Origin of the sequence: Pseudomonas sp. Sample_21 (assembly GCF_004307525.1) — a bacterium.
Classification (GTDB): Bacteria; Pseudomonadota; Gammaproteobacteria; order Pseudomonadales; family Pseudomonadaceae; genus Aquipseudomonas; species Aquipseudomonas atacamensis.
The window spans coordinates 1-24694 of record NZ_RCNZ01000105.1; the positions used below are offsets into that span (position 1 = coordinate 1).

19 protein-coding genes are annotated in these 24694 nt (G+C 58.9%); 12 read left to right on the forward strand and 7 right to left on the reverse strand.

Annotated features, from left to right (window positions below):
* Positions 1-183 precede the first annotated feature (183 nt).
* Positions 184-2076: a penicillin-binding protein 2 gene (mrdA, locus tag D8U71_RS20065; RefSeq protein WP_130888516.1), complete on the forward strand. Its 1893-nt coding sequence runs from the start codon at positions 184-186 to the stop codon at positions 2074-2076.
* A 44-nt stretch (positions 2077-2120) separates the two neighbouring features.
* Here the strand turns inward: mrdA and D8U71_RS20070 are convergent, their stop codons facing one another.
* Positions 2121-2525, reverse strand: a complete 405-nt coding sequence (locus D8U71_RS20070) for a lysozyme inhibitor LprI family protein (protein ID WP_024013653.1) — start codon at positions 2523-2525, stop codon at positions 2121-2123.
* A gap of 40 nt (positions 2526-2565) precedes the next feature.
* Positions 2566-3480 carry an ADP-ribosylglycohydrolase family protein gene (locus D8U71_RS20075; protein ID WP_130888517.1) on the reverse strand — a complete coding sequence of 305 codons (915 nt, stop codon included), beginning with the start codon at positions 3478-3480 and terminating at the stop codon, positions 2566-2568.
* Positions 3481-3656: 176 nt separating this feature from the next.
* Between D8U71_RS20075 and D8U71_RS20080 the strand changes: the two genes are divergently transcribed.
* The gene (locus D8U71_RS20080) at positions 3657-4145 is read left to right on the forward strand and encodes an SRPBCC family protein (RefSeq protein WP_130888518.1); all 489 of its coding nucleotides are present in this window, start codon (positions 3657-3659) and stop codon (positions 4143-4145) included.
* A 314-nt stretch (positions 4146-4459) separates the two neighbouring features.
* On the opposite strand, the gene acnA is transcribed toward D8U71_RS20080, so the two are convergent.
* Positions 4460-7201, reverse strand: a complete 2742-nt coding sequence (gene acnA / locus D8U71_RS20085; RefSeq protein ID WP_130888519.1) for an aconitate hydratase AcnA — start codon at positions 7199-7201, stop codon at positions 4460-4462.
* Between the two features lie 222 nt (positions 7202-7423).
* Here acnA and rlmM point away from each other — a divergent pair, with 222 nt between their 5' ends.
* Together rlmM and tusA are read left to right on the forward strand one after the other, a co-directional pair.
* Entirely contained in the window at positions 7424-8497 is a 1074-nt protein-coding gene (rlmM, locus tag D8U71_RS20090) for a 23S rRNA (cytidine(2498)-2'-O)-methyltransferase RlmM (protein WP_130888520.1), read from the forward strand.
* Between the two features lie 143 nt (positions 8498-8640).
* Positions 8641-8889, forward strand: coding sequence for a sulfurtransferase TusA (gene tusA, locus D8U71_RS20095; protein WP_130888521.1), 249 nt, complete (start codon positions 8641-8643; stop codon positions 8887-8889).
* A gap of 47 nt (positions 8890-8936) precedes the next feature.
* Here tusA and D8U71_RS20100 read toward each other — a convergent pair whose 3' ends face one another.
* Positions 8937-10346 carry an MATE family efflux transporter gene (locus tag D8U71_RS20100; protein ID WP_071173109.1) on the reverse strand — a complete coding sequence of 470 codons (1410 nt, stop codon included), beginning with the start codon at positions 10344-10346 and terminating at the stop codon, positions 8937-8939.
* A 160-nt stretch (positions 10347-10506) separates the two neighbouring features.
* On the opposite strand from D8U71_RS20100, the gene pdxB reads away from it, so the two are divergent.
* Positions 10507-11649 (forward strand): 4-phosphoerythronate dehydrogenase PdxB, encoded by a 1143-nt coding sequence (gene pdxB, locus D8U71_RS20105; RefSeq protein ID WP_130888522.1) that lies wholly within the window; start codon positions 10507-10509, stop codon positions 11647-11649.
* A gap of 167 nt (positions 11650-11816) precedes the next feature.
* Here pdxB and D8U71_RS20110 read toward each other — a convergent pair whose 3' ends face one another.
* Complete coding sequence (locus D8U71_RS20110; RefSeq protein ID WP_130888523.1) at positions 11817-11996, reverse strand: PA1571 family protein; 180 nt, start codon at positions 11994-11996, stop codon at positions 11817-11819.
* Positions 11997-12254: 258 nt separating this feature from the next.
* Between D8U71_RS20110 and D8U71_RS20115 the strand changes: the two genes are divergently transcribed.
* Complete coding sequence (locus D8U71_RS20115) at positions 12255-14039, forward strand: ABC transporter transmembrane domain-containing protein (protein ID WP_177433347.1); 1785 nt, start codon at positions 12255-12257, stop codon at positions 14037-14039.
* A gap of 55 nt (positions 14040-14094) precedes the next feature.
* Positions 14095-15123 (forward strand): Fic family protein, encoded by a 1029-nt coding sequence (locus D8U71_RS20120; RefSeq protein WP_130888525.1) that lies wholly within the window; start codon positions 14095-14097, stop codon positions 15121-15123.
* A gap of 105 nt (positions 15124-15228) precedes the next feature.
* On the opposite strand, the gene D8U71_RS20125 is transcribed toward D8U71_RS20120, so the two are convergent.
* On the reverse strand, positions 15229-17157 hold the full coding sequence (locus tag D8U71_RS20125; protein WP_130888526.1) for a transglycosylase SLT domain-containing protein: 1929 nt from the start codon (positions 17155-17157) through the stop codon (positions 15229-15231).
* A 214-nt stretch (positions 17158-17371) separates the two neighbouring features.
* Here D8U71_RS20125 and D8U71_RS20130 point away from each other — a divergent pair, with 214 nt between their 5' ends.
* Positions 17372-19294 carry an ATP-binding cassette domain-containing protein gene (locus D8U71_RS20130; protein WP_039760799.1) on the forward strand — a complete coding sequence of 641 codons (1923 nt, stop codon included), beginning with the start codon at positions 17372-17374 and terminating at the stop codon, positions 19292-19294.
* A 105-nt stretch (positions 19295-19399) separates the two neighbouring features.
* On the opposite strand, the gene D8U71_RS20135 is transcribed toward D8U71_RS20130, so the two are convergent.
* On the reverse strand, positions 19400-19837 hold the full coding sequence (locus tag D8U71_RS20135; protein ID WP_016775498.1) for a universal stress protein: 438 nt from the start codon (positions 19835-19837) through the stop codon (positions 19400-19402).
* 103 nt (positions 19838-19940) lie between these two features.
* Here D8U71_RS20135 and D8U71_RS20140 point away from each other — a divergent pair, with 103 nt between their 5' ends.
* The 4 genes from D8U71_RS20140 (at position 19941) to D8U71_RS20155 (ending at position 24587) form a co-directional block, all read left to right on the forward strand.
* On the forward strand, positions 19941-20378 hold the full coding sequence (locus tag D8U71_RS20140; protein ID WP_071173062.1) for a hypothetical protein: 438 nt from the start codon (positions 19941-19943) through the stop codon (positions 20376-20378).
* A gap of 526 nt (positions 20379-20904) precedes the next feature.
* The gene (gene fadB / locus D8U71_RS20145; protein ID WP_130888527.1) at positions 20905-23052 is read left to right on the forward strand and encodes a fatty acid oxidation complex subunit alpha FadB; all 2148 of its coding nucleotides are present in this window, start codon (positions 20905-20907) and stop codon (positions 23050-23052) included.
* Between the two features lie 29 nt (positions 23053-23081).
* Positions 23082-24257, forward strand: coding sequence for an acetyl-CoA C-acyltransferase FadA (gene fadA / locus D8U71_RS20150; RefSeq protein WP_016775495.1), 1176 nt, complete (start codon positions 23082-23084; stop codon positions 24255-24257).
* 93 nt (positions 24258-24350) lie between these two features.
* The gene (locus tag D8U71_RS20155; protein ID WP_125927776.1) at positions 24351-24587 is read left to right on the forward strand and encodes a DUF1653 domain-containing protein; all 237 of its coding nucleotides are present in this window, start codon (positions 24351-24353) and stop codon (positions 24585-24587) included.
* Positions 24588-24694 lie beyond the last annotated feature (107 nt).

Here is a 24694-nt window from a genome sequence, read left to right on the forward strand (position 1 = left end):
CGAAACCCCAATTGCGAAAGCAGTTGGGGTTTTGTTTTGCCTGCGAGAAAGTTTTCGGCCTGCCATCGGGGAAATTCATCCTGAAGTGGATGGCGAGTTTTGGTATGGTGCAGCTCGTTTTTTAACGGACTGATGTCCTGCCCACGGATCGGCACTCATTTATGTCAAAGAGTTGCTGTAGAAATGCCTGAACCAATCCCGATCAAGGATCATGAAAAAGAGACGCGGCTGGTCAACAAACGATTGATCGCCTGCGCTCTGTTTGTCTTCGCCATCAGCTGCGCTCTGGTGGTGCGCCTGTACATCCTCCAGGTCGTGGAATTCGACTATCATTCGACCATCTCCGAAAACAATCGCGTCCATGTCCTCCCGATACCGCCGACGCGTGGATTGATCTACGACCGCAACGGTGTGTTGCTCGCCGACAATCGCCCCAGCTACAACCTGACCATCACCCGTGAGCGTGCCACCGACGTCAATCAAGAATTGGACGAAGTCATCAACTTGCTGCACTTGCCTGCTGAAGACCGCACGGTGTTCGAGAAGGCGATGAAGCAATCCCGGCATCCGTTCACACCGGTCACCCTGTTTTATGAGCTGACGGAAGAGCAGATTGCCGTCCTGGCGGTTAACGAGTTTCGCTTGCCGGGCATTGATGTCGAGCCGCAGTTTGTCCGGCACTATCCCCTGGGCGCACATTTCGCCCATTCGATCGGTTATGTCGGTCGGATCAACGAAAAAGAATCGAAAACTCTCGACTCCGTGGAATACCGAGGTACGCAGTCCATTGGTAAAACCGGTATCGAGCGTTTTTATGAAGCGCAGTTGCACGGCCATGTCGGTTACGAAGAAGTCGAAACCAATGCTCAAGGCCGTGTGCTACGGGTACTCAAGCACACCGATCCGGTGCCAGGCAAGAACATCGTCCTGAGCCTCGATGTCAAGCTGCAAGAAGCTGCCGAAGCCGCTTTGGGCGACCGTCGTGGTTCAGTGGTAGCTCTCGACCCGTCCACTGGAGAAGTGCTGGCGATGGTCAGCAATCCGAGTTTCGATCCGAATCTGTTCGTCACCGGGATCAGTTCGAAGGAATATTCAGCGCTGCGAGATTCCATCGATCGGCCATTGTTCAACCGCGTATTGCGTGGCCTGTACGCCCCAGGCTCGACGATCAAACCGGAAGTCGCCATCGCCGGTCTGGACGCCGGCGTCGTGACCCCGCAGACCCGCGTATACGATCCCGGCTACTACCAATTACCGGACTTCGATCACAAGTATCGCAACTGGAACCACAGTGGTGATGGTTGGGTGGACATGGACGCGGCGATCATGCGTTCCAACGACACCTACTTCTATGATCTGGCGCACAAGCTTGGCATTGATCGTCTGCACGACTACATGGCGATGTTCGGCCTTGGTGAAAAAGTCTCGCTGGACATGTTTGAAGAGTCGCCTGGTCTGATGCCATCGCAAGCGTGGAAACGCGCTACTCGGCGACAGGCCTGGTATCCCGGCGAGACAGTTATTCTCGGCATCGGCCAGGGCTACATGCAGGTCACACCACTGCAATTGGCCCAAGCCACGGCACTGATTGCCAACAAAGGGATATGGAATCGGCCGCACCTGGCCAAGTCGGTCGACGGTGTAGCGCCGGTTGACGAGCACCCGATGCCGAACATTCTGCTCAAGGATCCGCGGGATTGGGAGCAGGTCAACCACGGTATGCAGATGGTCATGCACGATGCTCGAGGCATCGCACGAGCGGCGGCTGCGGGGGCGCAATACCGCATCGCTGGCAAGAGTGGTACGGCGCAAGTGGTGGCGATCAAGCAGGGTGAGCGCTACAACCGTGAGAAAACCCTCGAGCGCCACCGTGACAACGCCCTGTTTGTAGGATTTGCACCGGCCGAGCATCCGAAGATCGCCATCTCGGTAATGATCGAAAACGGCGAGGCGGGTGGTCGTGTTGCCGGTCCAGTAGTGCGGCAGATCATGGACGCCTGGTTACTCGATCAGGATGGCCACCTCAAGCCGCAATACGCAGCGCCGAGCAAAGCGCCGGGCGATCCTCACGTCTGAGGCGTAACGGTTCACAGCACAGGCTCCGTAAGCGGAGCCTGTGATTACGCACCGGGTACCGGGCAACTCATATCACCTTCCTCACATTTCAAATACTGCTTGAGGGTTTCTACTCTGGCCTTGGTTACGGCTGTGAGACAACTACTGTAAACCAATGGATAAACACTGCCGCCGTCCACCCCAGAAGCCGAAAACTTGCACTCGGCATCCCGGAAGCTGACCCACGCCCGCTGCGCGTTGACCAACAGCTTCTTTCCGTCCGGGTTGTCCTTCAGGCGTCCGGTGATCTGCTGATAGAGCGTATTCAGTTCCTTGTCTGCCGCTTTGAACGCTTGCCCCGCGCATTGATTCATCGTCGCCTGATCGCTGGCGTTGGTGCAATCAACGGCGGCATGGGCGAAAGGGGCAAACAAAAAAGGCACAGAGGCCAGAAGCAAACGCACTGACATAAGGTTCTCGCTATCTCGAGTGGAAAGGGTGTATCGATTGTTATGTACGTAGCCGGGACGCCTCAAGCAAGCGATCCGCAGTGGCCGTGATTTCCTCGCCTTCATGCAACTGCTCCAGCCAGTGTTCGGGGATCGCCCGAGCGCTGTAGTAAGCACCTGCCAACTGACCCACGATAGCAGCCGTTGTATCCGCATCATCACCGAGATTGGCTGCTTTCAACACCGCTTCGGCGAATGTCTGCGTATGGTGAAAGCACCACAAAGCGGCTTCCAGCGATTGGACGCTATAGCCACTGCCTTTTATTTCAGTTTCCGCTTTGTGAAGGTACTCACCCTGAGCAATCGCAACCACCTTGGGCTGGGAAAGCTTGAGCAGTGGCGCCCGGCGAAGCTGTGTTTTTTCCGCACCCTCAAGCGCTCGTGCAATCAGATCAGCCAGCAATTGGCAGCACTCGATTGCCTCCGGCGCCGCATGGGTTGTGCGCGAACTGCCGGCAGCGTGGATCTGGATCTGTCCAGCGTCCGGAAAATAAAACAGCACGACTGGTGCCAACCGCATCAGCGACCCGTTACCAGCAGTCAACGGGTCAGTCGACCCTGCGAAAGGCTCCCCGGTTCGCTGATACTGTTCCAGCGCCTGGCTGACGGTCATGCCAATGTCGAAACATTCGCCGGTGGAGCTCAGGTATCCCCACTTCCACCAATTGAGATAGCGGCCCATCTGATCAGCCGCGTCGAAGCCGTTTTTGCGCAGCAGGCTCTCGGCCAAGCACAGTGCCATTGAAGTGTCATCGGTCCATTGCCCTGGCTTGAGCTGGAACGGGCCACCGCCGACCATGTCGCTCAGCGGCTGGAATGATCCTCGCGGCTGGAACTCAACTGTTGTGCCGACCGCATCGCCGCAAGCCAGGCCGAGGAGGGCGCCGCGATACCGATCGGCGAGAGAAGGCTGCATGATTCGTCCTTGTTTCTGCGGATTCGCTGGCAAGATAACAGGTCATGCGGCGCCGATCACAGAGCGCAAACTACCGCAGAATGTGTCCGCTCGAATCGGTGGCTGCAGCGCTTCGATACAACTTCGCATTGGACATGTGGTCATACAAGCCTAGTGTTCAGAACAGGAGGTGACGTATGAAACCAGTACCTAACAGTTTCGAACGCAAGATCACGCTCAAGGCGTCGCGTTCCCATGTCTGGCGTGCATTGGTCGATGCGGAGGCGTTTGGCCAGTGGTTTGGCGTGGCGCTCGAGGGCCGGCGTTTCATTGCCGGCGAGTGGACGCAGGGTCAGGTCACTTACCCCGGTTATGAACACGTATTGTGGAATGTGCTGATCGAGCGGGTCGAGCCGCAGCAGTTGTTTTCTTTCCGCTGGCACCCGTATGCGGTCAACCCGAAGATCGACTACTCACAAGAGCCGACCACGCTGGTCAAGTTCGAATTGCAGGACTTCGAAGACGGCACTCTACTCAAGGTCTCGGAATCCGGCTTCGCGCACATCCCTGATACCCGTCAGAAAGAGGCGTATTACATGGACAGTCGCGGCTGGGAGGAGCAGTTGAGCAGGCTTGAACAGTTTCTCGCCGAAAGCGCCAGGGCTCGTGAAAGCGGCGGTGCCTGACGGGTCTAAGGGTTTTCGGAAGTGTTTGTATGGCGAATGTCTTACACGTGTTGGTAGCTTTTACGACTATTGCTGATTGGATCCACTGGGTAATCTACACACATCAACTGAGACACAGGGAGTGTTTCAGGATCATGGACGATCGACCATCGCAAGGATCGCTGCCGACAGGGAGTCGATAATGGTCTTGGGAAAAACCCGCTTCGGCGGGTTTTTTTTCGCCTGAATGCAGGAGCCGCCGAAGGCTGCGATCTTTTGATCCTGCTTTTGAAAGCCAAGTCAAAAAGATCACAGCCTGGGCGAATGTCACCCCGTCACGAAGCAATCAACTGCCGCAACACATAATGCAGAATCCCGCCGGATTTGAAGTACTCGACCTCATTCAGCGTATCAATCCGGCACAAGACTTCGATTCTCTCCTGACGCCCATCCTCGCGAGTGATAACCAGCGGCAGGTTCATCCGCGGCCTTAGCTCGACGCCGGTCAATCCCAGAATCTCGAACGTCTCTTTGCCGGTCAGATTGAGGCTCTTACGGTTCTGATCAAGCTTGAACTGCAACGGCAGCACACCCATCCCGACCAGATTCGAGCGGTGAATACGTTCGAAACTCTCCGCAATCACCGCTTTGACGCCCAGCAGATTGGTGCCTTTCGCCGCCCAGTCACGGCTCGACCCGGTGCCGTACTCCTGACCGGCAATCACCACCAGCGGCGTACCCGAAGCCTGATATTGCATCGCCGCATCATAGATCGCCATTTTTTCCCCGGTGGGAATGTAAATGGTGTTCCCGCCTTCCTCGCCCCCAAGCATCTCGTTGCGAATACGGATGTTGGCAAACGTGCCCCGCATCATCACTTCATGATTGCCGCGACGGGAACCGTAGGAGTTGAAGTCGCGCGGCTCGACGCCTTTTTCCTGCAGATACCGCCCGGCCGGGCTGTCGATCTTGATGTTGCCGGCGGGGGAGATATGGTCGGTGGTCACTGAATCGCCGAGCAAAGCCAAGACCCGCGCACCTTTGACGTCTTTCACTTCCGGCAGAGGTCCGGAAATGTCGTCGAAGAAAGGTGGATGCTGAATGTAGGTCGAATCGTCCTGCCAGACGTAAGTGGCCGCTTGCGGCACCTCGATGGCCTGCCATTGCTCATCACCGGCAAACACTTCGGCGTATTCCTTGTGGAACATCGCCGTATTGACCTGATTCACCGCCTCGGCGATTTCCCGGCTGCTCGGCCAGATATCACGCAGGTACACCGGATTGCCCTGCTGATCCTCGCCCAACGGTTCGCTGCTGATATCGGTGCGCACGCTGCCCGCCAATGCGTAAGCGACGACCAGCGGAGGCGAGGCCAGCCAGTTGGTTTTCACCAGTGGGTGCACACGGCCTTCGAAATTGCGGTTGCCGGACAAGACCGACGCGACGGTCAGATCGGCTTTCTGAATGGCTTTCTCGATCGGCTCCGGCAGTGGCCCGGAGTTGCCGATGCAGGTGGTGCAACCGTAACCGACCAACGAAAACCCGAGCTGATCGAGGTACTGAGTCAGCCCGGCAGCCTTGTAGTAGTCGGTGACGACTTTCGAACCGGGGGCCAGTGAGCTTTTGACCCAGGGCTTGCGCGTCAGACCTTTCTCGACGGCTTTCTTCGCCAGCAACCCGGCCGCCATCATCACGCTCGGGTTGGAAGTGTTGGTGCAGGAAGTGATCGCGGCGATGACCACTGCACCGTTTTTCAGGCGATAGGTCTTGCCCTCGTATTCGTAGTCCGCTTCACCGACCAGATCGGCGTTGCCCACCGCCACGCCGCCACCGCCCTCGCTTTCCAGGCGTCCTTCTTCCTTGCTGGTGGGTTTGAATTGCAGGTCGATGAAATCACTGAAGGCCTGCGCGACGTTGGGCAGCGAGACCCGATCCTGCGGGCGTTTCGGCCCGGCCAGGCTGGCCTCGACGCTGCCCATGTCCAAGGCCAGGCTGTCGGTGAACACCGGCTCCTGGCCCGGCAAACGCCACAGGCCTTGAGCCTTGGTGTAGGCCTCGACCAGCTTCACCACTTCCGGCGGCCGGCCGGACAAGCGCAGGTATTCCAGCGTGACATCGTCGACCGGGAAGAAGCCGCATGTCGCACCGTATTCCGGGGCCATGTTGGCGATGGTCGCGCGGTCGGCCAATGGCAGGTCGGCGAGACCGTCGCCATAGAATTCGACGAATTTGCCGACCACCCCTTTCTTGCGCAGCATCTGCGTCACGGTCAGCACCAGGTCGGTGGCGGTGATGCCTTCCTTGAGTTTGCCGGTGAGCTTGAAGCCGATCACCTCCGGAATCAGCATCGACACCGGTTGCCCAAGCATCGCCGCTTCCGCCTCGATCCCGCCAACGCCCCAGCCGAGCACGCCGAGACCGTTGATCATGGTGGTGTGGGAGTCGGTGCCGACCAGGGTGTCGGGGAAGGCGTAGGTGCGGCCATCCTCGTCTTTGGTCCAGACGGTGCGGCCGAGGTACTCAAGGTTGACCTGGTGGCAGATGCCGGTGCCCGGCGGGACCACGCTGAAGTTATCGAACGCACTCTGGCCCCAGCGCAGGAAGGCATAGCGCTCGCCGTTGCGTTGCATTTCGATGTCGACGTTCTGTTCAAACGCACTGGCGCTGGCAAACTTGTCGACCATCACCGAGTGGTCGATCACCAGATCCACCGGCGACAACGGATTGATCCGCTGCGGATCGCCGCCGGCCTTGGCCATTGCCGCACGCATGGCGGCGAGATCGACCACGGCGGGGACGCCGGTAAAATCCTGCATCAATACACGGGCAGGGCGGTACTGGATTTCGCGATCGGAGCGGCGCTCCTTGAGCCAGGCGGCGATGGCTTTGAGGTCAGCGCCGGTGACGGTTTTTTCGTCTTCCCAGCGCAGAAGATTTTCCAGCAGGACCTTCAGTGACATCGGCAGCTTGTCGAGATCGCCCAGGCTTTTGGCGGCTTCCGGCAGGCTGAAATAGTGGTAGGTCGTGGCGTCGATTTGTAGGGTTTTCAGTGACTTCAGACTATCGAGGGACGGCATTACGATCACTCCTTTGAGTCCGCACGGCTACGGACTGAGGGGACGGGCAGAGCATTAAACCTAGCCCTGTTTTGAGTAGCTGGCTAATAACTGGACTCTATCGGCGCAACCATGGTTCCGACTTCAGCTATCATGCGCCGGTTTTCGTGACAGGCATTGCGGCAACGCAAGGCTTGAGCATCGCGCAGCGGCCGAATGATCGACCGCTGCCCAGGAGTAAGAATGAACACCCTATTCATGCATTGCCGGCCCGGCTTCGAAGGCGAAGTCTGTTCGGAGATTTCCGATCTCGCCGCCCGTCTCAATGTCGCCGGTTACGCCAAAGCCAAAACCGCCACGGCCTGCGCCGAGTTTGTCTGCACCGAAGCCGACGGCGCCGAACGCCTGATGCGCGGTCAGCGTTTCGCCGAATTGATCTTCCCTCGGCAGTGGGCGCGCGGCTTTTTCATCGATCTGCCGGAAAACGATCGGATCAGCGTAATCCTCGCGCACATGGCCGATTTTCCGGTGTTTGGCAGTCTGTGGCTGGAAGTGGTCGATACCAATGACGGCAAGGAACTGTCGAATTTCTGCAAAAAGTTCGAAGGCCCGCTGCGCAAGGCGCTGACCGCCGCTGGCAAACTGGTGGAAGACGCCAGCAAGCCGCGTTTGTTGCTGACCTTCAAAAGTGGTCGCGAAGTGTTTCTCGGCATGGCCGATGCCGGCAATTCGGCGATGTGGCCGATGGGCATCCCGCGCCTGAAGTTTCCTCGCGAGGCACCCAGCCGTTCGACCTTGAAGCTGGAGGAGGCGTGGCATCACTTCATTCCACGTGATCAGTGGGAAGACCGCCTGCACAGCGACATGACCGGCGTTGACCTCGGCGCCGCGCCGGGCGGCTGGACCTGGCAACTGGTCAACCGTGGCATGCTGGTGACGGCTATCGACAACGGCCCGATGGCTGAAAGCCTGATGGAAACCGGGCTGGTCCAGCATCTGATGGCAGACGGTTTCACCTTCAAGCCGAAGCAGCCGGTGGACTGGATGGTTTGCGACATTGTCGAGAAACCTGCGCGCAACGCGGCGATGCTGGAAGAGTGGATCGGCGAAGGACATTGCCGCGAAGCAGTGGTCAACCTGAAGCTGCCGATGAAGCAGCGTTATGCCGAAGTGAAACGTCTGCTCGAGCGCATTGCCGACGGTTTCAAGGCGCGTGGGATCAAGGTTGATATCGGCTGCAAGCAGCTGTATCACGACCGCGAGGAAGTGACTTGCCATCTGCGCCGGCACGACACCAGAAAACCCAAATCGCGCTGACACAACACTGAACCTGTGGGAGCGAGGCTGCTCGCGGAAGCGGTGGGGCTGACGGATTGCCTTCGCGAGCAGGCTCGCTCCCACATGGGTTGGACGATATCCCAAGCAATGCGCGACAATGCCGGCCAGTTTTGGAGTAAACCATGAGCGAAATGATCAACACCCCAGTCGACGGCACCCTCGACGCCACCGGTCTGAATTGCCCGGAACCGGTAATGATGTTGCATCAGCACATCCGCGATCTGGTGCCCGGCGGCCTGCTCAAGGTGATCGCCACCGATCCCTCGACCAAGCGCGATATCCCCAAGTTCTGCGTGTTTCTTGACCATGAGCTAGTCAGCCAGCACGAACAGGCCGGCACCTATCTGTACTGGATTCGCAAGAAGTCCTGACTCAGGGCAAAAAAAGACCTGCAAATGCAGGTCTTTTTTTTGGGCGATCAACCCGCCGAACGACTGATTCGAATTCGCTTGCGCGCACTGCGTGTCAGACGAATCGACAGCATCAACGCTGCGCAGCTCAAACCGACGATCAAACCCTGCCACAAACCGCTCGGACCGCGTGGCTCGCCGAGCCAATCGGTCAGGCCCAGCGCATAACCGACCGGTAAACCAATCCCCCAGTAGGCGAAGAGAGTCAGGATCATCGTCACCCGAGTATCCTGATAGCCACGCAGTGCGCCTGCTGCGGTCACTTGGATTGCATCGGAAAACTGGAATAGCGCCGAATAGACAATCAGCATCGCCGCAATGTGAATCACTGTTGGATCAGCGGTATAGATCGCCGCAATCGGCTCGCGCAGCGCCAGCATCAGGCTCGCTGACAGGCAGGCGTAGGCCAGCGCCGTGCCCATGCCGACTCCAGCGGCAAAACGTGCCTCTCGCGGTTCCTCGCGGCCCAGCGCCTGGCCGACACGCACGGTGACCGCCATGCCCAGCGAATAGGGAATCATGAACACCAGCGAGCTGACGTTCAGCGCGATCTGATGCCCGGCCACCACCGTCGCGCCGAGGCTGCCGATCAGCAGGGCGATCACAGCGAAGATGCTCGACTCGGCAAACACCGCGATGCCGATCGGCAAACCAATCGACAGCAGACGTTTGATCACCGCCCACTGCGGCCAGTCGAAGCGGCTGAACAGTTCGCTTGAGCGATAGGCTGGTGCCCAGCGTTCATACCCGGCCAGGCCCAGCGCCATCACCCACATCACGATTGCCGTGGCCCAGCCGCAGCCAACGCCGCCCATGGCCGGAACGCCAAAGTGGCCATAGATGAAGATGTAGTTCAGCGGGATGTTCAGCGCCAGACCACAGAGGCCCAACACCATGGCCGGGCGGGTGCGGCCGATGCCGTCGCTGGTGCAGCGCAGCACGTGATAGAAGGCCACCGCCGGCAAGCCGCTGGCGATGCCGTGCAGATATTGCATGCACGGGCTGATCAGCTCCGGATCGACTTTCATCAGATGTAGCACCGGCTCGGCAGCGATCAGCATCGAGGTGGCGATCAATCCGACTACCAATGCCAGCCACAACGCCTGACGCACGATCGGGCCGATCTCGCTGTGCTTGCCCGCGCCGAAACGCTGCGCGACCTTTGGCGTGGTGGCCAGCAGGGTGCCGGTCATCAATAGAAACACCGGGACCCAGATCGAGTTGCCCAATGCCACTGCCGCCAGGTCCTTGGGCCCGACGCGCCCGGCCATCACCGCATCGACGAAGCCCATCGCCGTGGTCGCCAGTTGCGCGATGATGATCGGCAGGGCGAGGGCGAGCAGGTTTTTCAACTCCAGGCGAATCCGCGCAGGGCGGCTCAGCGAGACGGCGACAGGTTGGTCAGTTACAGGGTTCACAGGCAAAGCGTCCAGAAAGTATTGATGCGCAGAGCGGCGCATTCTACGCCGCTGACGCCTCGGTCAGGAAAAATCCTCTGTTGCGTATTTGTAAGCGCAAACCCTGCTGGCTGATCGACGCGTCAGCACCTAAACTGCCGATCCGCCCAAGGAGCCCGCCATGCTGATTGTTGCCGACGAAAATATCCCGCTGCTCGATGCCTTTTTTGCCGGTTTCGGTGACATCCGCCGAGTGCCGGGCCGCTCCATTGACCGCGCGACGGTCGAGCACGCCGATGTGTTGCTGGTGCGTTCGGTGACCAACGTCAATCGCGCGCTGCTTGAAGGCAGCAAGGTGCGCTTTGTCGGCACCTGCACCATCGGCACCGATCATCTGGATCTCGATTACTTCAACGAGGCCGGGATCTGCTGGTCGAGCGCGCCGGGGTGTAATGCCCGTGGCGTGGTCGATTACGTACTGGGCAGTCTGATGACACTGGCCGAAATCGAAGGGGTTGATCTGACGCAGCGTACTTACGGCGTCGTCGGCGCCGGTGAAGTGGGGGGGCGCTTGATCAAGGTCCTGAAAGGCCTGGGCTGGAACGTCAAGGTTTGCGACCCGCCGCGTCAGGCTGCCGAGGGCGGCGATTATGTCAGCCTTGAGCAGATCATCGAGCAGTGCGACGTGATCAGTCTGCATACGCCATTGACCCGCAGCGGCGACTCTGCAACCTGGCACCTGTTCGATCAACAGCGTTTGCAGCAACTCAAGCAGGGTGCATGGCTGATCAACGCGGCGCGTGGCCCTGTAGTGGACAATGCAGCGCTGCGTGAGGTGCTGCTGGAGCGCGAGGACCTGCAAGCGGTGCTCGACGTCTGGGAAAAAGAGCCGGAAGTCGACCCTGCGCTGGCCGAACTCTGCGTATTGGCCACGCCACATATTGCCGGTTACAGCCTCGATGGCAAGCAACGCGGGACCGCGCAGATTTATCAGGCCTACTGCGCTTTCAGCGGCCAACCTGCAGCTATCCAGCTCAGCGATCTGCTGCCAGCAACCTGGTTGTCGGAAGTTTCCCTGCACGGTGACAGCGATCCGGCATGGGCGCTGGCGATGTTGTGCCGGGGCGTGTACGACCCGCGCCGCGATGATGCGGATTTCCGCCGCAGTCTCGTGGGAAATGTCGCCGAGCAGCGAGCGGCGTTTGACGTGTTGCGCAAGCAGTATCCGGTGCGCCGCGAGATCGAAGGGCTGAAGGTGCGAATCGAAGGTGATGCGCCGGGGTTGCGGCAGATTGTGGCGGCGCTGGGGGCGGTGGCTGTCTGAATCAGCGCTGGCCTTTTCGCGAGCAGGCTCGCTCCCACAGGGGATCTACAGTGCAGCAAAGTTAAAGGTGGGAGCGAGCCTGCTCGCGAAAGCCACACCACCAATCCCGAATTGCAGATATAAAAAACCCGGCCAGTCAGGGCCGGGTCAGGAAGACGGTGGCTACATCACTCTTGTTCGGCAGGCTTGATCAATCGCTTCTCCAGTTCGCGGCAAGCGTCCTGGATCATGTCTTCAGTGATCGGTACTTCGCGGCCCTGCTCATCGATAATCGAGCAACCCAGAGACTGGTCGGGTTTGGTGCGGATCACTTCAATCTTGTCTTCGCTGCTGTGTTGCAAGGACATGGCCTGTCTCCTCATCAGGTTGTGTGCCTAAGTTAAAACCGCCACGTGACCAGGCTGTGACAAATCCCTGCGGTCTGTCGGCGGGCGGCATCTCTACTCAAACAGAAATGACCGCTCGTCTCAACCGCAACCTTAGACCAATCGTTTCTAGCATCCGGACATCCCGGGCATATTTAACCTGACTCATTGTGATTTACAGAGTTCCACCCCATCTGAGTCTCTAGGCTGGCCCGATCCATCTGCGCAGACGTGAACTCCATGATCTCCATGCTCTCTTCCCGACACCGGCGCGCCCTGCGCTTGACCAGTCATTTTCTCCTGCCGTACCGCTGGCATGCCTTCGGCGCTCTACTCGCGCTGATCGTCACCGCCGGCATTACCCTGTCGATGGGGCAGGGCATCAAGTTGTTGGTAGACCAGGGTTTCATGACCCGTTCGCCGCATCTGCTCAATCAGTCCATCGGCATTTTCATGTTGCTGGTGCTCGGGCTGGCGCTGGGCACCTTTGCCCGTTTCTATCTGGTGTCGTGGATAGGCGAGCGCGTGGTCGCCGACATTCGCCGTCAGGTGTTCAATCACCTGGTGTATTTGCATCCGGGCTTTTATGAGGACAACCGCAGCTCGGAAATCCAGTCGCGCCTGACCGCTGACACCACGCTGCTGCAATCGGTGATCGGCTCGTCGCTCTCGCTGTTCCTGCGCAATCTGCTGATGGTGATCGGCGGTGTAGTGCTGCTGTTCATCACCAATCCGAAGTTGACCAGCATTGTCGTGATTGCACTGCCGCTGGTGATCGCGCCAATCCTGATTTTCGGCCGCCGTGTGCGCAATCTGTCGCGCCAGAGCCAGGACCGTATCGCCGACATTGGCAGCTATGTGTCGGAAACCCTCGGCCAGATCAAAACCGTGCAAGCCTACAACCACCAGGTTCAGGACGAGCAGCGTTTCGCTTCGACCGTCGAGCAGGCGTTCGAAACCGCGCGCAAACGGATCTTCCAGCGAGCGTGGCTGATCACTTTGGTGATCGTGCTGGTGCTTGGCGCGGTGGCGGTGATGTTGTGGGTCGGCGGCATGGACGTAATGGCCGGGCGTATCTCGGCCGGCGAGCTGGCGGCATTCGTTTTCTACAGCCTGATTGTCGGCAGCGCGTTCGGCACGCTGAGCGAAGTGATCGGCGAACTGCAACGCGCTGCGGGTGCCGCTGAACGCATCGCGGAATTGCTGCGCTCGGAAAACATCATCCAGCCACCGTCGACCGGACTGGTCGCTTTGCCAGCGCGAGTCAAAGGAGAACTTGAACTGCGCGACGTGCGTTTTTCCTACCCGTCGCGTCCGCAAAGCTACGCCGTCGATGGCTTGAATCTGACGGTGAGGGCAGGCGAAACCCTAGCATTGGTGGGGCCGTCCGGCGCCGGTAAGTCCACGGTTTACGACTTGTTGCTGCGCTTCTACGATCCACGCGAGGGGCAGATTCTCCTCGATGGCGTGCCCCTGACCAGCCTTGACCCGCTGGATCTGCGCCGCTGTTTCGCCCTGGTCTCGCAAACCCCTGCATTGTTCTTCGGCAGTGTGGAGGACAACATCCGCTACGGCTGCCCGACGGCCACGCTTGAACAGGTCAAGGAAGCTGCGCGAATTGCCCACGCCCACGACTTCATCGAACAAATGCCGGACGGCTATCAGACTCATCTCGGCGACGGCGGCCTCGGGTTGTCCGGCGGTCAGCGCCAACGTCTGGCCATTGCCCGCGCCTTGCTGGTAGACGCGCCGATCCTGCTCTTGGACGAAGCTACCAGCGCCCTCGACGCACAGAGCGAGCATCTGATCCAGCAGGCCCTGCCAACGCTGATGGAAAACCGCACCACGTTGGTCATCGCGCACCGACTGGCCACGGTGAAGAACGCTGACCGCATTGCAGTGATGGATCAAGGCAAGCTGGTAGCGGTGGGGACACATCAGCAATTGATCGCCAGCAATCCGCTGTACGCACGGCTGGCGGCGTTGCAGTTTAATGATGGTTATGAGGCGACTAAACAGAACTGATGCATGGCGCCAACATCGGGCATCATTACGAACTGCATGATTTCAGGATGAGGATATGAGTCGTTATCAGCCGCCGCTGACCTTGACTGCACGAATGATTACGCTGATCGCCGAAATCAGCGAACAGATAGGTCAGCTCTTGGCTGTGGACGATAGTCGGCAGACGCCTCAGCTGCGTCGAAGCAATCGAATCCGTACGATTCAGGCTTCGCTGGCTATCGAAAACAATACATTGAGTGTTGAACAGGTCACTGCGGTCATTGCCGGGCGTCGAGTCCTGGGGTTGCCCAAGGATATACAGGAAGTTCACAACGCTTTTGCGGCGTATGAGTCGATGCCGACCTGGAATCCGGGCAGCAAGCCTGATCTGTTGCGAGCCCATGAGTTATTGATGCACGGTTTGATAAAAGATAGTGGGCAATTACGCCGTACGGGCGTTGGCATCTATCGAGGCGATCAGTTGGTGCATATGGCGCCCCCCCCGGGCCGGATTACGCATCTGGTCGATGACCTCTTGGCATGGCTTGGCTCATCTGATTGGCATCCGTTGATCATCAGTTGTGTCTTCCATTACGAATTCGAGTTTATTCATCCTTTCGCGGATGGAAATGGGAGGATGGGGCGTCTCTGGCAAACTCTGATTCTCAGTCAGTGGCGACCGGTACTTGCCTACTTGCCAGTTGAGGCGGTTATCCGGGATCAACAGGACGCCTATTACGCTGCGCTCTCGACGGCGGACCGGATGGCAGAATCGACGCCGTTTGTTGAATTCATGCTCCACGCGTTGAGTCTTGCACTGCGCGAAGCCGTCGAAAGCGAGTCTTTGACCGACCCAGTAACCGACCCAGTTACCGACCCAGTAAAGAGGCTTTTGCTAACGTTGCAAAACCGGGCGCTGAAAACCAGTGAGCTAATGGGCGAATTGGGTCTTACACATAAGGCGACATTTAGATCCAACTACCTTAAACCGGCACTGGCAGCGGGATTGGTCGAAATGACGGATCCTCAAAGTCCGAACAGTCCCGTTCAGAAATACCTGCTCACAGAGGAGGGCAAGCTCAAGGTCGTGCAGGCGAAAAGATAGATCTGCTGCGCTAAAAAAATGCCCGCATTGCAGTGCGGGCATTTTTGTTGAGCCAGATCAAAAGATCGCTGTCTTCGGTGGCTTCTACGTAACCGGCATTACCCGTTACTGATCATCAAAATACCGCTCATGCCAATCCACCAGCGGTTGCGGCGAGTTGAGCTTTTGCCCGTAGATCACCGAGTAGGACAACACGTTCTGCACGTATTGACGGGTTTCGTCGAACGGGATGCTTTCCACCCAGACGTCGAAACTCAGGTGATCAGCGCCGCGCAGCCACTGACGCACGCGGCCCGGCCCGGCGTTGTAAGCGGCGGAGGCGAGTACGCGGTTGCCGTTGAACTGGCTGTGAACCTGGCTGAGATAAGCGGCGCCGAGCTGGATGTTCTTGTCTGGATTGAGCACTTGCTGGGGCGAGGCCAGTGGAATGCTGAACTTGCGCGCGGTTTCCTTGGCCGTGCCGGGCATCAATTGCATCAGGCCGCTGGCGCCGACGCTGGAGCGCGCGTCGTCCATGAAGGCGCTTTCCTGGCGGGTGATGGCGAACACCCAGCTCGAATGCAGGCCGCGCACCTTGGCCTCACGCACGAGGGTATCGCGGTGCGCCATCGGGAAGCGGATGTCCAGATCGTCCCAGTACTGCGCCTGACTGATGGTGCGGATCGCCGGGAAGTACCATTTCAGGTCGTAGGCCAGTTTGGCCTGGGCGACCATTTCATCGCGGTTGAAATGACGGCTGACGTGATACCACTCGCGACGCCCATCGACGATCTGCCCGCGTGCATGAAACTCCAGCGCGCGACGTACGCCGGGGGTGTTGCGAACCTTGTTGATCAGCGCCTGGCTGAGCACCAGCGGTTTGTTGTTCAGCGAGTAAGGCGATTGTGAACGGTCTGCGGCGAGGAAGCCGTAGAAGTCTCGTTCCCGCGCCAGATTCTTGTACAGGGTCAGCGCTTGCGGGTTTTGTGGCTCGGCCAGTTCCAGGCTGCGCGCCTGCCAGTAGCGCCAACGGTTGGTGGTGGCCAGGTCTTGCGGCAGACGTTTGGTCAATTCGTAGGCATCGTTCCAGCGTGCCAGACGCAGCAGCAGGCGCAGGCGCCATTCCGAGACGGTGTTGTCGCGCAGCTCCGGATCGTATTTGCTCATGACATCCAGCGCGCGGCTGTCGAAGCGGCGCGCAAGGGTCAGGCCGATCTCGCGAGCAATCGCGACTTTTTCATCACGAGAGAAATGCATGCTGCTGGCGTAACCGTCGAGCAAAGCCATGGCCTTGTCCGGATCCTGCCGAGCGAGGCGGCGCAGGCCGAGGCTGACGACGTCTGACATCGGCTCGTCGGCCGGGGTGAAGCGCGACGGCTGGTTGAGCAGTTCGGGTTTCTGCGCCACGTCGACCAGCAAGCGACCGCGCGGGGCGAGGGTGGTCAGGCCGTTGATCAGGCTGTTGGCCAGCGGATAGTTGCGTGCCTGCGCGGCAAGTTTGGTGCGCTCCCAGCGTTTCTGCTCGGTGAGTTGGCCATCGGCGGCCCAGATGCCGAACAACGCGTCACACGCAGCCGGTTGCGATTTGCCGGTCAGCCAGAGTTTTTCCGCACTGGCATACCCTTCGGCTTTCTTGTCGTGGCTGATCTGGTACTGCGCGTTGAGGCAGTCCAGTTCGGTGAAATTCAGCTTCGGATCGTAATACTTGACGAACGTCGCCCAGTCGCCACGGTCGGCGAGCCAGCGCAACCAGCGCAGTTTCATCCAATTGGCCTGCGGCAAATCACCGTGTTCGGCGAGGAATTTTTCGATCTCGGCGTTGCTCGCCGTCTTCAGGCGCGCGGTCAGTTCGTCGTAGGCCAGATACGGTTCCAGCGGATAATCGGCCAGAGCCTGGCTGTAACGGAAATACGGGCCGGTATCACCCTTGGCCAAGGCGCGCTTGGCTTCATCGTAAAACTGGCGTTGGGTGGACAGGTCCACCGCCTGGACGGATTGAGCGGCAGTGGCGGTAAGAAACAAGCAGGACAAAACACTGAAAAGGCGACTGCGCATGAGACATCCGGGCAGAGAAATCATGACAAGTGCCGATCGAAATCCGCACTGAATTGCCTGTAGCTTAGCCTTTTGCCAGCAAGCGGCGAAAGCTTTGCGAGCCTCGCTGCACAAGTTCGCAACAAATGTTGTGCAGAGTGCTTCGACAGACAAATTGCCGGCCTGCTCAAGCCTCAAGTCAGGTAGAATGCGCGCCCGGTTTTTGGAGAAGCTCATGACCCTGCTCAAATTCAGCGATGTGTCCCTTGCGTTCGGCGCTATGCCGTTGTTGGACAAGGTGTCCTGGCAGATCGCCCGTGGTGAGCGGGTGTGCATCATCGGTCGCAACGGCACTGGCAAGTCCAGCATGATGAAGCTGGTCAAGGGCGACCAGAAGCCCGATGACGGCTCGGTGTGGCGTGCCCCCGGTCTGAAAATCGGCGAACTGCCGCAAGAATTGCCAGTTGCCGACGACCGGACGGTATTCGACGTGGTGGCTGAAGGCCTCGACGGTGTTGGCGCCTTGCTCGCCGAATACCATCACCTGAGCCAGAACATCGTCACCGACGCTGATCTGGACAAGCTGATGCATGTTCAGCACGACCTCGAAGCCCGTGATGGCTGGCGCCTGCAGACGCTGGTCGACAGCACCCTGAGCCGCCTGCAACTGCCGGCCGACAAGACCCTCGCCGAGTTGTCCGGCGGCTGGCGTCGTCGCGTGCTGCTGGCGCAGGCGCTCGTGTCCGAACCGGACCTGCTGCTGCTCGACGAACCGACCAACCACCTGGACATCGGTGCGATTGCCTGGCTCGAAGAAGCGCTGAAAGATTTCCAGGGCGCCGTGCTGTTCATCACGCACGACCGTTCCTTCCTGCAAAACCTCGCCACGCGCATCCTCGAACTGGATCGCGGCGGCCTGATCGACTGGAACGGCGACTACGCCAGTTTCCTCGTGCACAAAGAAGCCGCGCTGGCCGCTGAAGAAACTGCCAACGCGCTGTTCGACAAGCGTCTGGCTCAGGAAGAGGTGTGGATCCGTCAGGGCATCAAGGCCCGCCGCACTCGTAACGAAGGTCGCGTGCGCGCTCTGAAAGCCCTGCGCGTTGAGCGCAGTGAGCGTCGCGAGCGTACCGGCAAGGCCAACATCCAGCTGGAAACCGCGGACAAATCGGGCAAGCAGGTGATGGTCCTCGAGAACGTGAGCTTCGCGCATCCGGGCGGGCCGTTCCTGATCAAGGATTTCTCCATGGTCCTGCAGCGCGGCGACCGTATCGGTCTGCTCGGCGCCAACGGTACCGGCAAGACCACACTGTTGAAACTGATGCTCAGCGGTCTGCAACCGACCAGCGGCAAAGTGGAAGAGGGCACGCGTATCGACGTCGCCTACTTCGACCAGTTGCGCCATCAGCTGGATCTGGAAAAAACCGTGATCGACAACGTCGCCGAAGGTCGCGACTTCATCGACATCGACGGGCAGAGCCGCCATGTGCTGAGCTATCTCGGCGACTTCCTGTTCAGCCCGCAGCGTGCACGCACGCCGGTCAAGGCGTTGTCCGGTGGCGAGCGTGCGCGTCTGTTGCTGGCGAAGCTGTTCAGCAAGCCGGCGAACCTGCTGGTACTCGACGAACCGACCAACGACCTCGATGTGGAAACCCTCGAGCTGCTCGAAGAAGTGCTGCTGACCTTCAACGGCACCGTGCTGATGGTCAGCCACGACCGGGCATTCCTCGATAACGTGGTGACCAGCACCCTGGTCTTCGAAGGTGAAGGCAAGGTTCGTGAATATGTCGGCGGCTATCAGGACTGGATCCGTCAGGGCGGCTCGCCGCGTCTGTTGGGCGTGACTGAAAGCAAGTCGGGCAAGGCTGACCTGAACTCGGCGGTGGTTACCGCTGAGCCGGCTCCGGTGGCTGCGCCTGCCGCTGCTGCTCCGGTTGCCAAGAAGAAACTGAGCTACAAGTTGCAGCGCGAGCTGGAAGCCTTGCCGGGCGACATCGACGCCAAGGAGCAGCAGATCGCCGCGGTTGAAGCGGAAATGGCTGAAGCCGGTTTCTACCAGCGTCCGCCGGCGGAAACGGCCAAAGTGATTGCTTCGCTGGAGCAATTGCAGGCCGAGCTGGATGCGTTGGTGGAGCGTTGGGCCGAGCTGGATGCCTGATTGCTGCTGATGTGAAAAAGCCCGGCGCTCAGTGATGAGCGCCGGGCTTTTCATATGTAACGCGATCTGCAGGCTGGAACAGGTCACCTGTGGGAGCGAGCCAGATCAGCGTTTGACCAGGTGCACCGCCAGTACATCGCATGGCGCACCGTGCAGCACATCATTCGCGGTCGAGCCGAGCAGCAGTGCCAGGCCATGACGGCCGTGACTGCCGACCACGATCAGATCGCACGCTTGTTCCTTGGCAAAATGATGGATTTCCTGGCGGGGCTGGCCGTAGGTCAGATGGCAATTGGCGCCTTCAAGCTCTGGATATTTCGATTTGAGTTTTTCAAGACGCTCCTTGGCCTGATCGAACTGCTGTTGTTGCAGTTGTGACAGGTCCATCGGCACGTCGCCACCGAAGGCCATGGCCATTGGTTCAACGATATGCACCAGCGACAACTTGGCAGCGTTGCTCACCGACAGCTCGCGGGCGCGGTGGATCACAGGGTCGCACTCTTCGGTCAGATCTACGGCGACCAGTATGTGGTGGTAGGGCATGAGGTGCTCCTCCTGAGGGTTCGATATTGGTAAGTATGGCTGGTTTCAAGCGCATTGGTTCGCAAGTGACACAATGGGCTCATCAAAAATCGGGAGTACAGATATGACGGTCTGGCTGGTGGTGTCAATCCTGCTGGTAGTTTTAAGTCCACTGGCATGGTTGCGCCCATCGCGCACGCAGAGCGGGCGCATGGCCTTGCGCATGGAGGCGCGACGCATCGGCCTGGCGATGCAGCTGGCGCCGCAGGAGTGGCCGCACTGGCTGCTGCCGGAGCCGCCGAATCCCTGCGCCCAGTACCACCGACCCCGACGTGGCAGTCAACCGGCGTGCTGGACCTATTGGCAGAAAACCCCGGGCGTGTGGGTCAATCAATGGCAGGAAGTCTGCGATGACCGGACCCTGCTCGATTATTTCGAAAAATTGCCGGGGAATGTTTTCAAGATCGAAGCGGACAAGCAGATGATCGCCTTGTACTGGGGCGAGAAGGGCGAGGCGACGGTTCTGCAGGATATCGACGCGACGCTGAAAGCGCTGGCGTGAAACGGCGACTTTTCTCACTGCAACGGTGTGGAAGGTCTGGCAGACGAGCAATAAAAAGCCCGACATGATTCGTCGGGCGGGTTGGCCAGGCAGGCCGGTAATCTTTTTTTGCGGCAGGCGCTTCGATCGCCCCGGCAAATTTCCTCGCAGTCCCCCCAGCGTAGCCTTCTGAACAGGGCTCGGCGGAAATTAGGGCGACTTTTCTAACTATTGATTCTATGAATGGCTCAACATCGAGACGGGTGTTGCTGCTCATCATGGTGCAGAAATGACTGCAAAGTCGCATTTCAGCCCGAATTTAGGGCGATTGACAATTGTCAGAAATTCCGTGAAGGTGACGTACCCGAATCAAACGGGCGTATGAATTGAGCGTTTGTCTTACAGACTGCTCCTACAGAATCCCGACTATCGCGTTGGCGGGTGTGCCAGGCGGACGGTGTCAGTATCGACGAGCAAAGCGTCCTTCTGAGCCATAAGCCTGCGTCCGACGTGTACTGTTCAGCTTCCATATCGTGGAGATCAGTTGATGATTTACGAAGGTAAAGCCATCACGGTTAAAGCTCTTGAAAGTGGCATCGTCGAATTGAAATTCGACCTCAAGGGTGAGTCCGTCAACAAGTTCAACCGTCTAACCCTGAACGAACTGCGTCAGGCCGTAGACACCATCAAGGCAGATGCTTCGATCAAGGGCGTGATCGTCAGCAGCGGCAAGGACGTATTCATCGTCGGCGCCGACATCACCGAATTTGTCGACAACTTCAAGCTGCCGGATGCCGAGCTGGTTGCTGGCAATCTCGAAGCCAACAAGATCTTCAGCGATTTCGAAGACCTCAACGTGCCAACCGTCGCGGCCATCAACGGCATCGCCCTCGGTGGCGGTCTGGAAATGTGCTTGGCGGCTGACTATCGCGTCATGTCCACCAAGGCCAAGATTGGTCTGCCGGAAGTCAAACTGGGCATCTACCCGGGCTTCGGCGGTACCGTACGTCTGCCGCGTCTGATCGGTGTCGACAATGCCATCGAGTGGATTGCCGCCGGCAAGGAAAACCGTCCTGAAGACGCCCTGAAAGTCAGCGCCGTCGACGCCGTGGTTGCTCCAGAGAAGCTGCAGGAAGCTGCCCTTGAGCTTATCAAGCGCGCCATCTCCGGCGAGTTCGATCACAAGGCCAAGCGTCAGCCGAAACTTGAAAAACTCAAGTTGAACGCCATTGAACAAATGATGGCTTTCGAAACCGCCAAAGGTTTCGTGGCTGGCCAGGCCGGCCCGAACTACCCGGCGCCGGTTGAAGCGATCAAGACCATCCAGAAAGCCGCGAACTTCGGTCGCGACAAGGCACTGGAAGTGGAAGCTGCAGGCTTCGTCAAACTGGCCAAGACCTCTGCTGCGCAGAGCCTGATCGGCCTGTTCCTGAACGATCAGGCACTGAAGAAGAAGGCCAAGGCCTACGACGAAATCGCCAAAGACGTGAAGCAGGCTGCCGTACTGGGCGCCGGCATCATGGGTGGCGGTATCGCTTATCAGTCGGCCTCCAAAGGCACGCCGATCCTGATGAAGGACATCAACGAGCACGGTATCGAGCAGGGTCTGGCCGAAGCCGCCAAGCTGCTGGTCGGCCGCGTTGACAAGGGTCGCATGACCGCGGCGAAGATGGCTGAAGTGCTCAACGGCATTCGTCCGACGCTGTCGTACGGCGACTTCGGTCACGTCGATCTGGTCGTCGAAGCTGTGGTCGAGAATCCGAAGGTCAAGCAAGCGGTGCTGGCTGAAGTCGAAGACAAGGTCAAAGAGGACACCATCCTCGCGTCCAACACCTCGACCATTTCCATCAGCCTGCTGGCCAAAGCCCTCAAGCGTCCGGAAAACTTCGTCGGCATGCACTTCTTCAACCCGGTGCACATGATGCCGCTGGTGGAAGTGATCCGTGGCGAGAAGTCCAGTGAACTGGCCATCGCCACTACCGTTGCCTACGCGAAGAAAATGGGCAAGAACCCGATTGTCGTCAATGACTGCCCGGGCTTTTTGGTCAACCGCGTGCTGTTCCCTTACTTCGGCGGTTTCGCCAAGCTGGTCAGTGCCGGTGTCGACTTCGTCCGTATCGACAAGGTTATGGAAAAATTCGGCTGGCCAATGGGCCCTGCGTACCTGATGGACGTGGTCGGCATTGACACCGGTCACCACGGTCGCGACGTTATGGCTGAAGGTTTCCCGGATCGCATGAAGGATGACCGTCGTTCGGCCATCGACGTGCTGTACGAAGCCAAGCGCCTGGGCCAGAAGAACGGCAAGGGCTTCTACGCCTACGAGGCCGACAAGAAAGGCAAGCAGAAGAAAGTCGCCGATCCGTCGGTACTCGAAGTGCTCAAGCCGATCGTTTACGAGCAGCGCGAAGTCACTGACGAAGACATCATCAACTGGATGATGATCCCGCTGTGCCTGGAAACCGTGCGTTGCCTGGAAGACGGCATCGTTGAAACCGCCGCCGAAGCCGACATGGGTCTGGTCTACGGTATCGGTTTCCCTCCATTCCGTGGCGGTGCGCTGCGCTACATCGATTCGATCGGTGTTGCCGAGTTCGTTGCCCTGGCTGACCAGTACGCTGATTTGGGCGCGCTGTACCACCCGACCGCGAAGCTGCGCGAAATGGCCAAGAACGGCCAGAGCTTCTTCGGTTAAGCGCCCCCAACTAGAGTGAGAGTGAACTTATGAGCTTGAATCCTAGAGACGTCGTGATTGTCGACTTCGGTCGTACTCCGATGGGCCGCTCCAAGGGCGGCATGCACCGCAACACCCGCGCCGAAGATATGTCGGCGCACCTGATCAGCAAACTGCTGGAACGCAACAGCAAGGTCGACCCGGCGGAAGTCGAGGACGTGATCTGGGGCTGCGTCAACCAGACCCTGGAGCAGGGCTGGAACATCGCGCGCATGGCGTCGCTGATGACCCAGATCCCGCACACTTCTGCTGGCCAGACCGTCAGTCGCCTGTGCGGTTCGTCGATGAGCGCGCTGCACACCGCTGCGCAAGCGATCATGACCGGCAACGGTGACGTGTTCGTGGTCGGCGGCGTCGAGCACATGGGGCACGTGAGCATGATGCACGGTGTCGATCCGAACCCGCACATGTCGCTGTACGCGGCGAAAGCCTCGGGCATGATGGGCCTGACCGCTGAAATGCTTGGCAAGATGCACGGCATCACTCGTGAGCAGCAGGATGCCTTTGGCGTGCGTTCCCACCAGTTGGCCCACAAGGCGACCGTGGAAGGCAAGTTCAAAGACGAAATCATCCCGATGCAGGGTTACGACGAAAACGGTTTCCTGAAACTGTACGACTACGACGAAACCATTCGTCCGGAAACCACCCTGGAAAGTCTGGCGGCGCTCAAGCCGGCATTTAATCCGAAGGGCGGCACCGTGACTGCCGGTACTTCGTCGCAGATCACTGACGGTGCTTCGTGCATGATCGTGATGTCGGCGCAGCGTGCCCAGGACCTGGGTATCCAGCCTATGGCGGTGATCCGTTCGATGGCAGTGGCAGGTGTGGATCCGGCAATCATGGGATATGGTCCAGTGCCTGCGACACAAAAAGCCCTGAAGCGTGCGGGCCTTGGCATCAATGATATCGACTTCTTCGAGCTCAACGAAGCTTTCGCCGCACAGGCCTTGCCAGTGCTGAAAGATCTGAAAGTGCTCGACAAGATGAACGAGAAGGTTAACCTGCACGGCGGCGCGATCGCCCTGGGTCACCCGTTCGGTTGCTCCGGTGCACGTATTTCCGGCACCCTGTTGAACGTGATGAAGCAGAATAGCGGCACCTTCGGGGTTGCCACTATGTGCATTGGTCTCGGCCAAGGCATCTCCACCGTCTTCGAACGCGTTTAAGCGTCTCGTCGATGGAAGCCGGGGCCCAGTGCCCCGGTTTTTGTTTTTGGGTTTTTTATTTATTTTTGAAAAGATTTCAGTGAGGGCCGAAGCATGCCGATACAACCTGGGCTCTACCAACATTACAAGGGTCCGCAATACCGTGTATTCAGTATTGCGCGCCATTCCGAAACCGAAGAAGAAGTGGTCTTTTACCAAGCCCTGTATGGCGATTACGGCTTTTGGGTGCGCCCGTTGAGCATGTTCGTCGAGTCGGTCGAGGTTGACGGCGAGCAGGTGCCGCGCTTTGCTTTGGTGCAAGCCGAACCGAGCCTTTTTGACAAGGTTTGAGGCGACTGCGCAGACAACCCTGCGCTTGACCTCACCTTGTATCAACTATATATAGCGGTGCCGCGTCAGGCGCCAACCGCCTTTCACTTCTAGAATTCAGGAATTTT

What these genes read in the sequence shown, in the direction of transcription:
- mrdA (WP_130888516.1), top strand. Translation starts at nt 184, where the DNA reads ATGCCTGAACCAATCCCGATCAAGGATCATGAAAAAGAGACGCGGCTG.
- D8U71_RS20070 (WP_024013653.1), bottom strand. Translation starts at nt 2,525, where the DNA reads ATGTCAGTGCGTTTGCTTCTGGCCTCTGTGCCTTTTTTGTTTGCCCCT.
- D8U71_RS20075 (WP_130888517.1), bottom strand. Translation starts at nt 3,480, where the DNA reads ATGCAGCCTTCTCTCGCCGATCGGTATCGCGGCGCCCTCCTCGGCCTG.
- D8U71_RS20080 (WP_130888518.1), top strand. Translation starts at nt 3,657, where the DNA reads ATGAAACCAGTACCTAACAGTTTCGAACGCAAGATCACGCTCAAGGCG.
- acnA (WP_130888519.1), bottom strand. Translation starts at nt 7,201, where the DNA reads ATGCCGTCCCTCGATAGTCTGAAGTCACTGAAAACCCTACAAATCGAC.
- rlmM (WP_130888520.1), top strand. Translation starts at nt 7,424, where the DNA reads ATGAACACCCTATTCATGCATTGCCGGCCCGGCTTCGAAGGCGAAGTC.
- tusA (WP_130888521.1), top strand. Translation starts at nt 8,641, where the DNA reads ATGAGCGAAATGATCAACACCCCAGTCGACGGCACCCTCGACGCCACC.
- pdxB (WP_130888522.1), top strand. Translation starts at nt 10,507, where the DNA reads ATGCTGATTGTTGCCGACGAAAATATCCCGCTGCTCGATGCCTTTTTT.
- D8U71_RS20110 (WP_130888523.1), bottom strand. Translation starts at nt 11,996, where the DNA reads ATGTCCTTGCAACACAGCAGCGAAGACAAGATTGAAGTGATCCGCACC.
- D8U71_RS20115 (WP_177433347.1), top strand. Translation starts at nt 12,255, where the DNA reads ATGATCTCCATGCTCTCTTCCCGACACCGGCGCGCCCTGCGCTTGACC.
- D8U71_RS20120 (WP_130888525.1), top strand. Translation starts at nt 14,095, where the DNA reads ATGAGTCGTTATCAGCCGCCGCTGACCTTGACTGCACGAATGATTACG.
- D8U71_RS20125 (WP_130888526.1), bottom strand. Translation starts at nt 17,157, where the DNA reads ATGCGCAGTCGCCTTTTCAGTGTTTTGTCCTGCTTGTTTCTTACCGCC.
- D8U71_RS20130 (WP_039760799.1), top strand. Translation starts at nt 17,372, where the DNA reads ATGACCCTGCTCAAATTCAGCGATGTGTCCCTTGCGTTCGGCGCTATG.
- D8U71_RS20135 (WP_016775498.1), bottom strand. Translation starts at nt 19,837, where the DNA reads ATGCCCTACCACCACATACTGGTCGCCGTAGATCTGACCGAAGAGTGC.
- D8U71_RS20140 (WP_071173062.1), top strand. Translation starts at nt 19,941, where the DNA reads ATGACGGTCTGGCTGGTGGTGTCAATCCTGCTGGTAGTTTTAAGTCCA.
- fadB (WP_130888527.1), top strand. Translation starts at nt 20,905, where the DNA reads ATGATTTACGAAGGTAAAGCCATCACGGTTAAAGCTCTTGAAAGTGGC.
- fadA (WP_016775495.1), top strand. Translation starts at nt 23,082, where the DNA reads ATGAGCTTGAATCCTAGAGACGTCGTGATTGTCGACTTCGGTCGTACT.
- D8U71_RS20155 (WP_125927776.1), top strand. Translation starts at nt 24,351, where the DNA reads ATGCCGATACAACCTGGGCTCTACCAACATTACAAGGGTCCGCAATAC.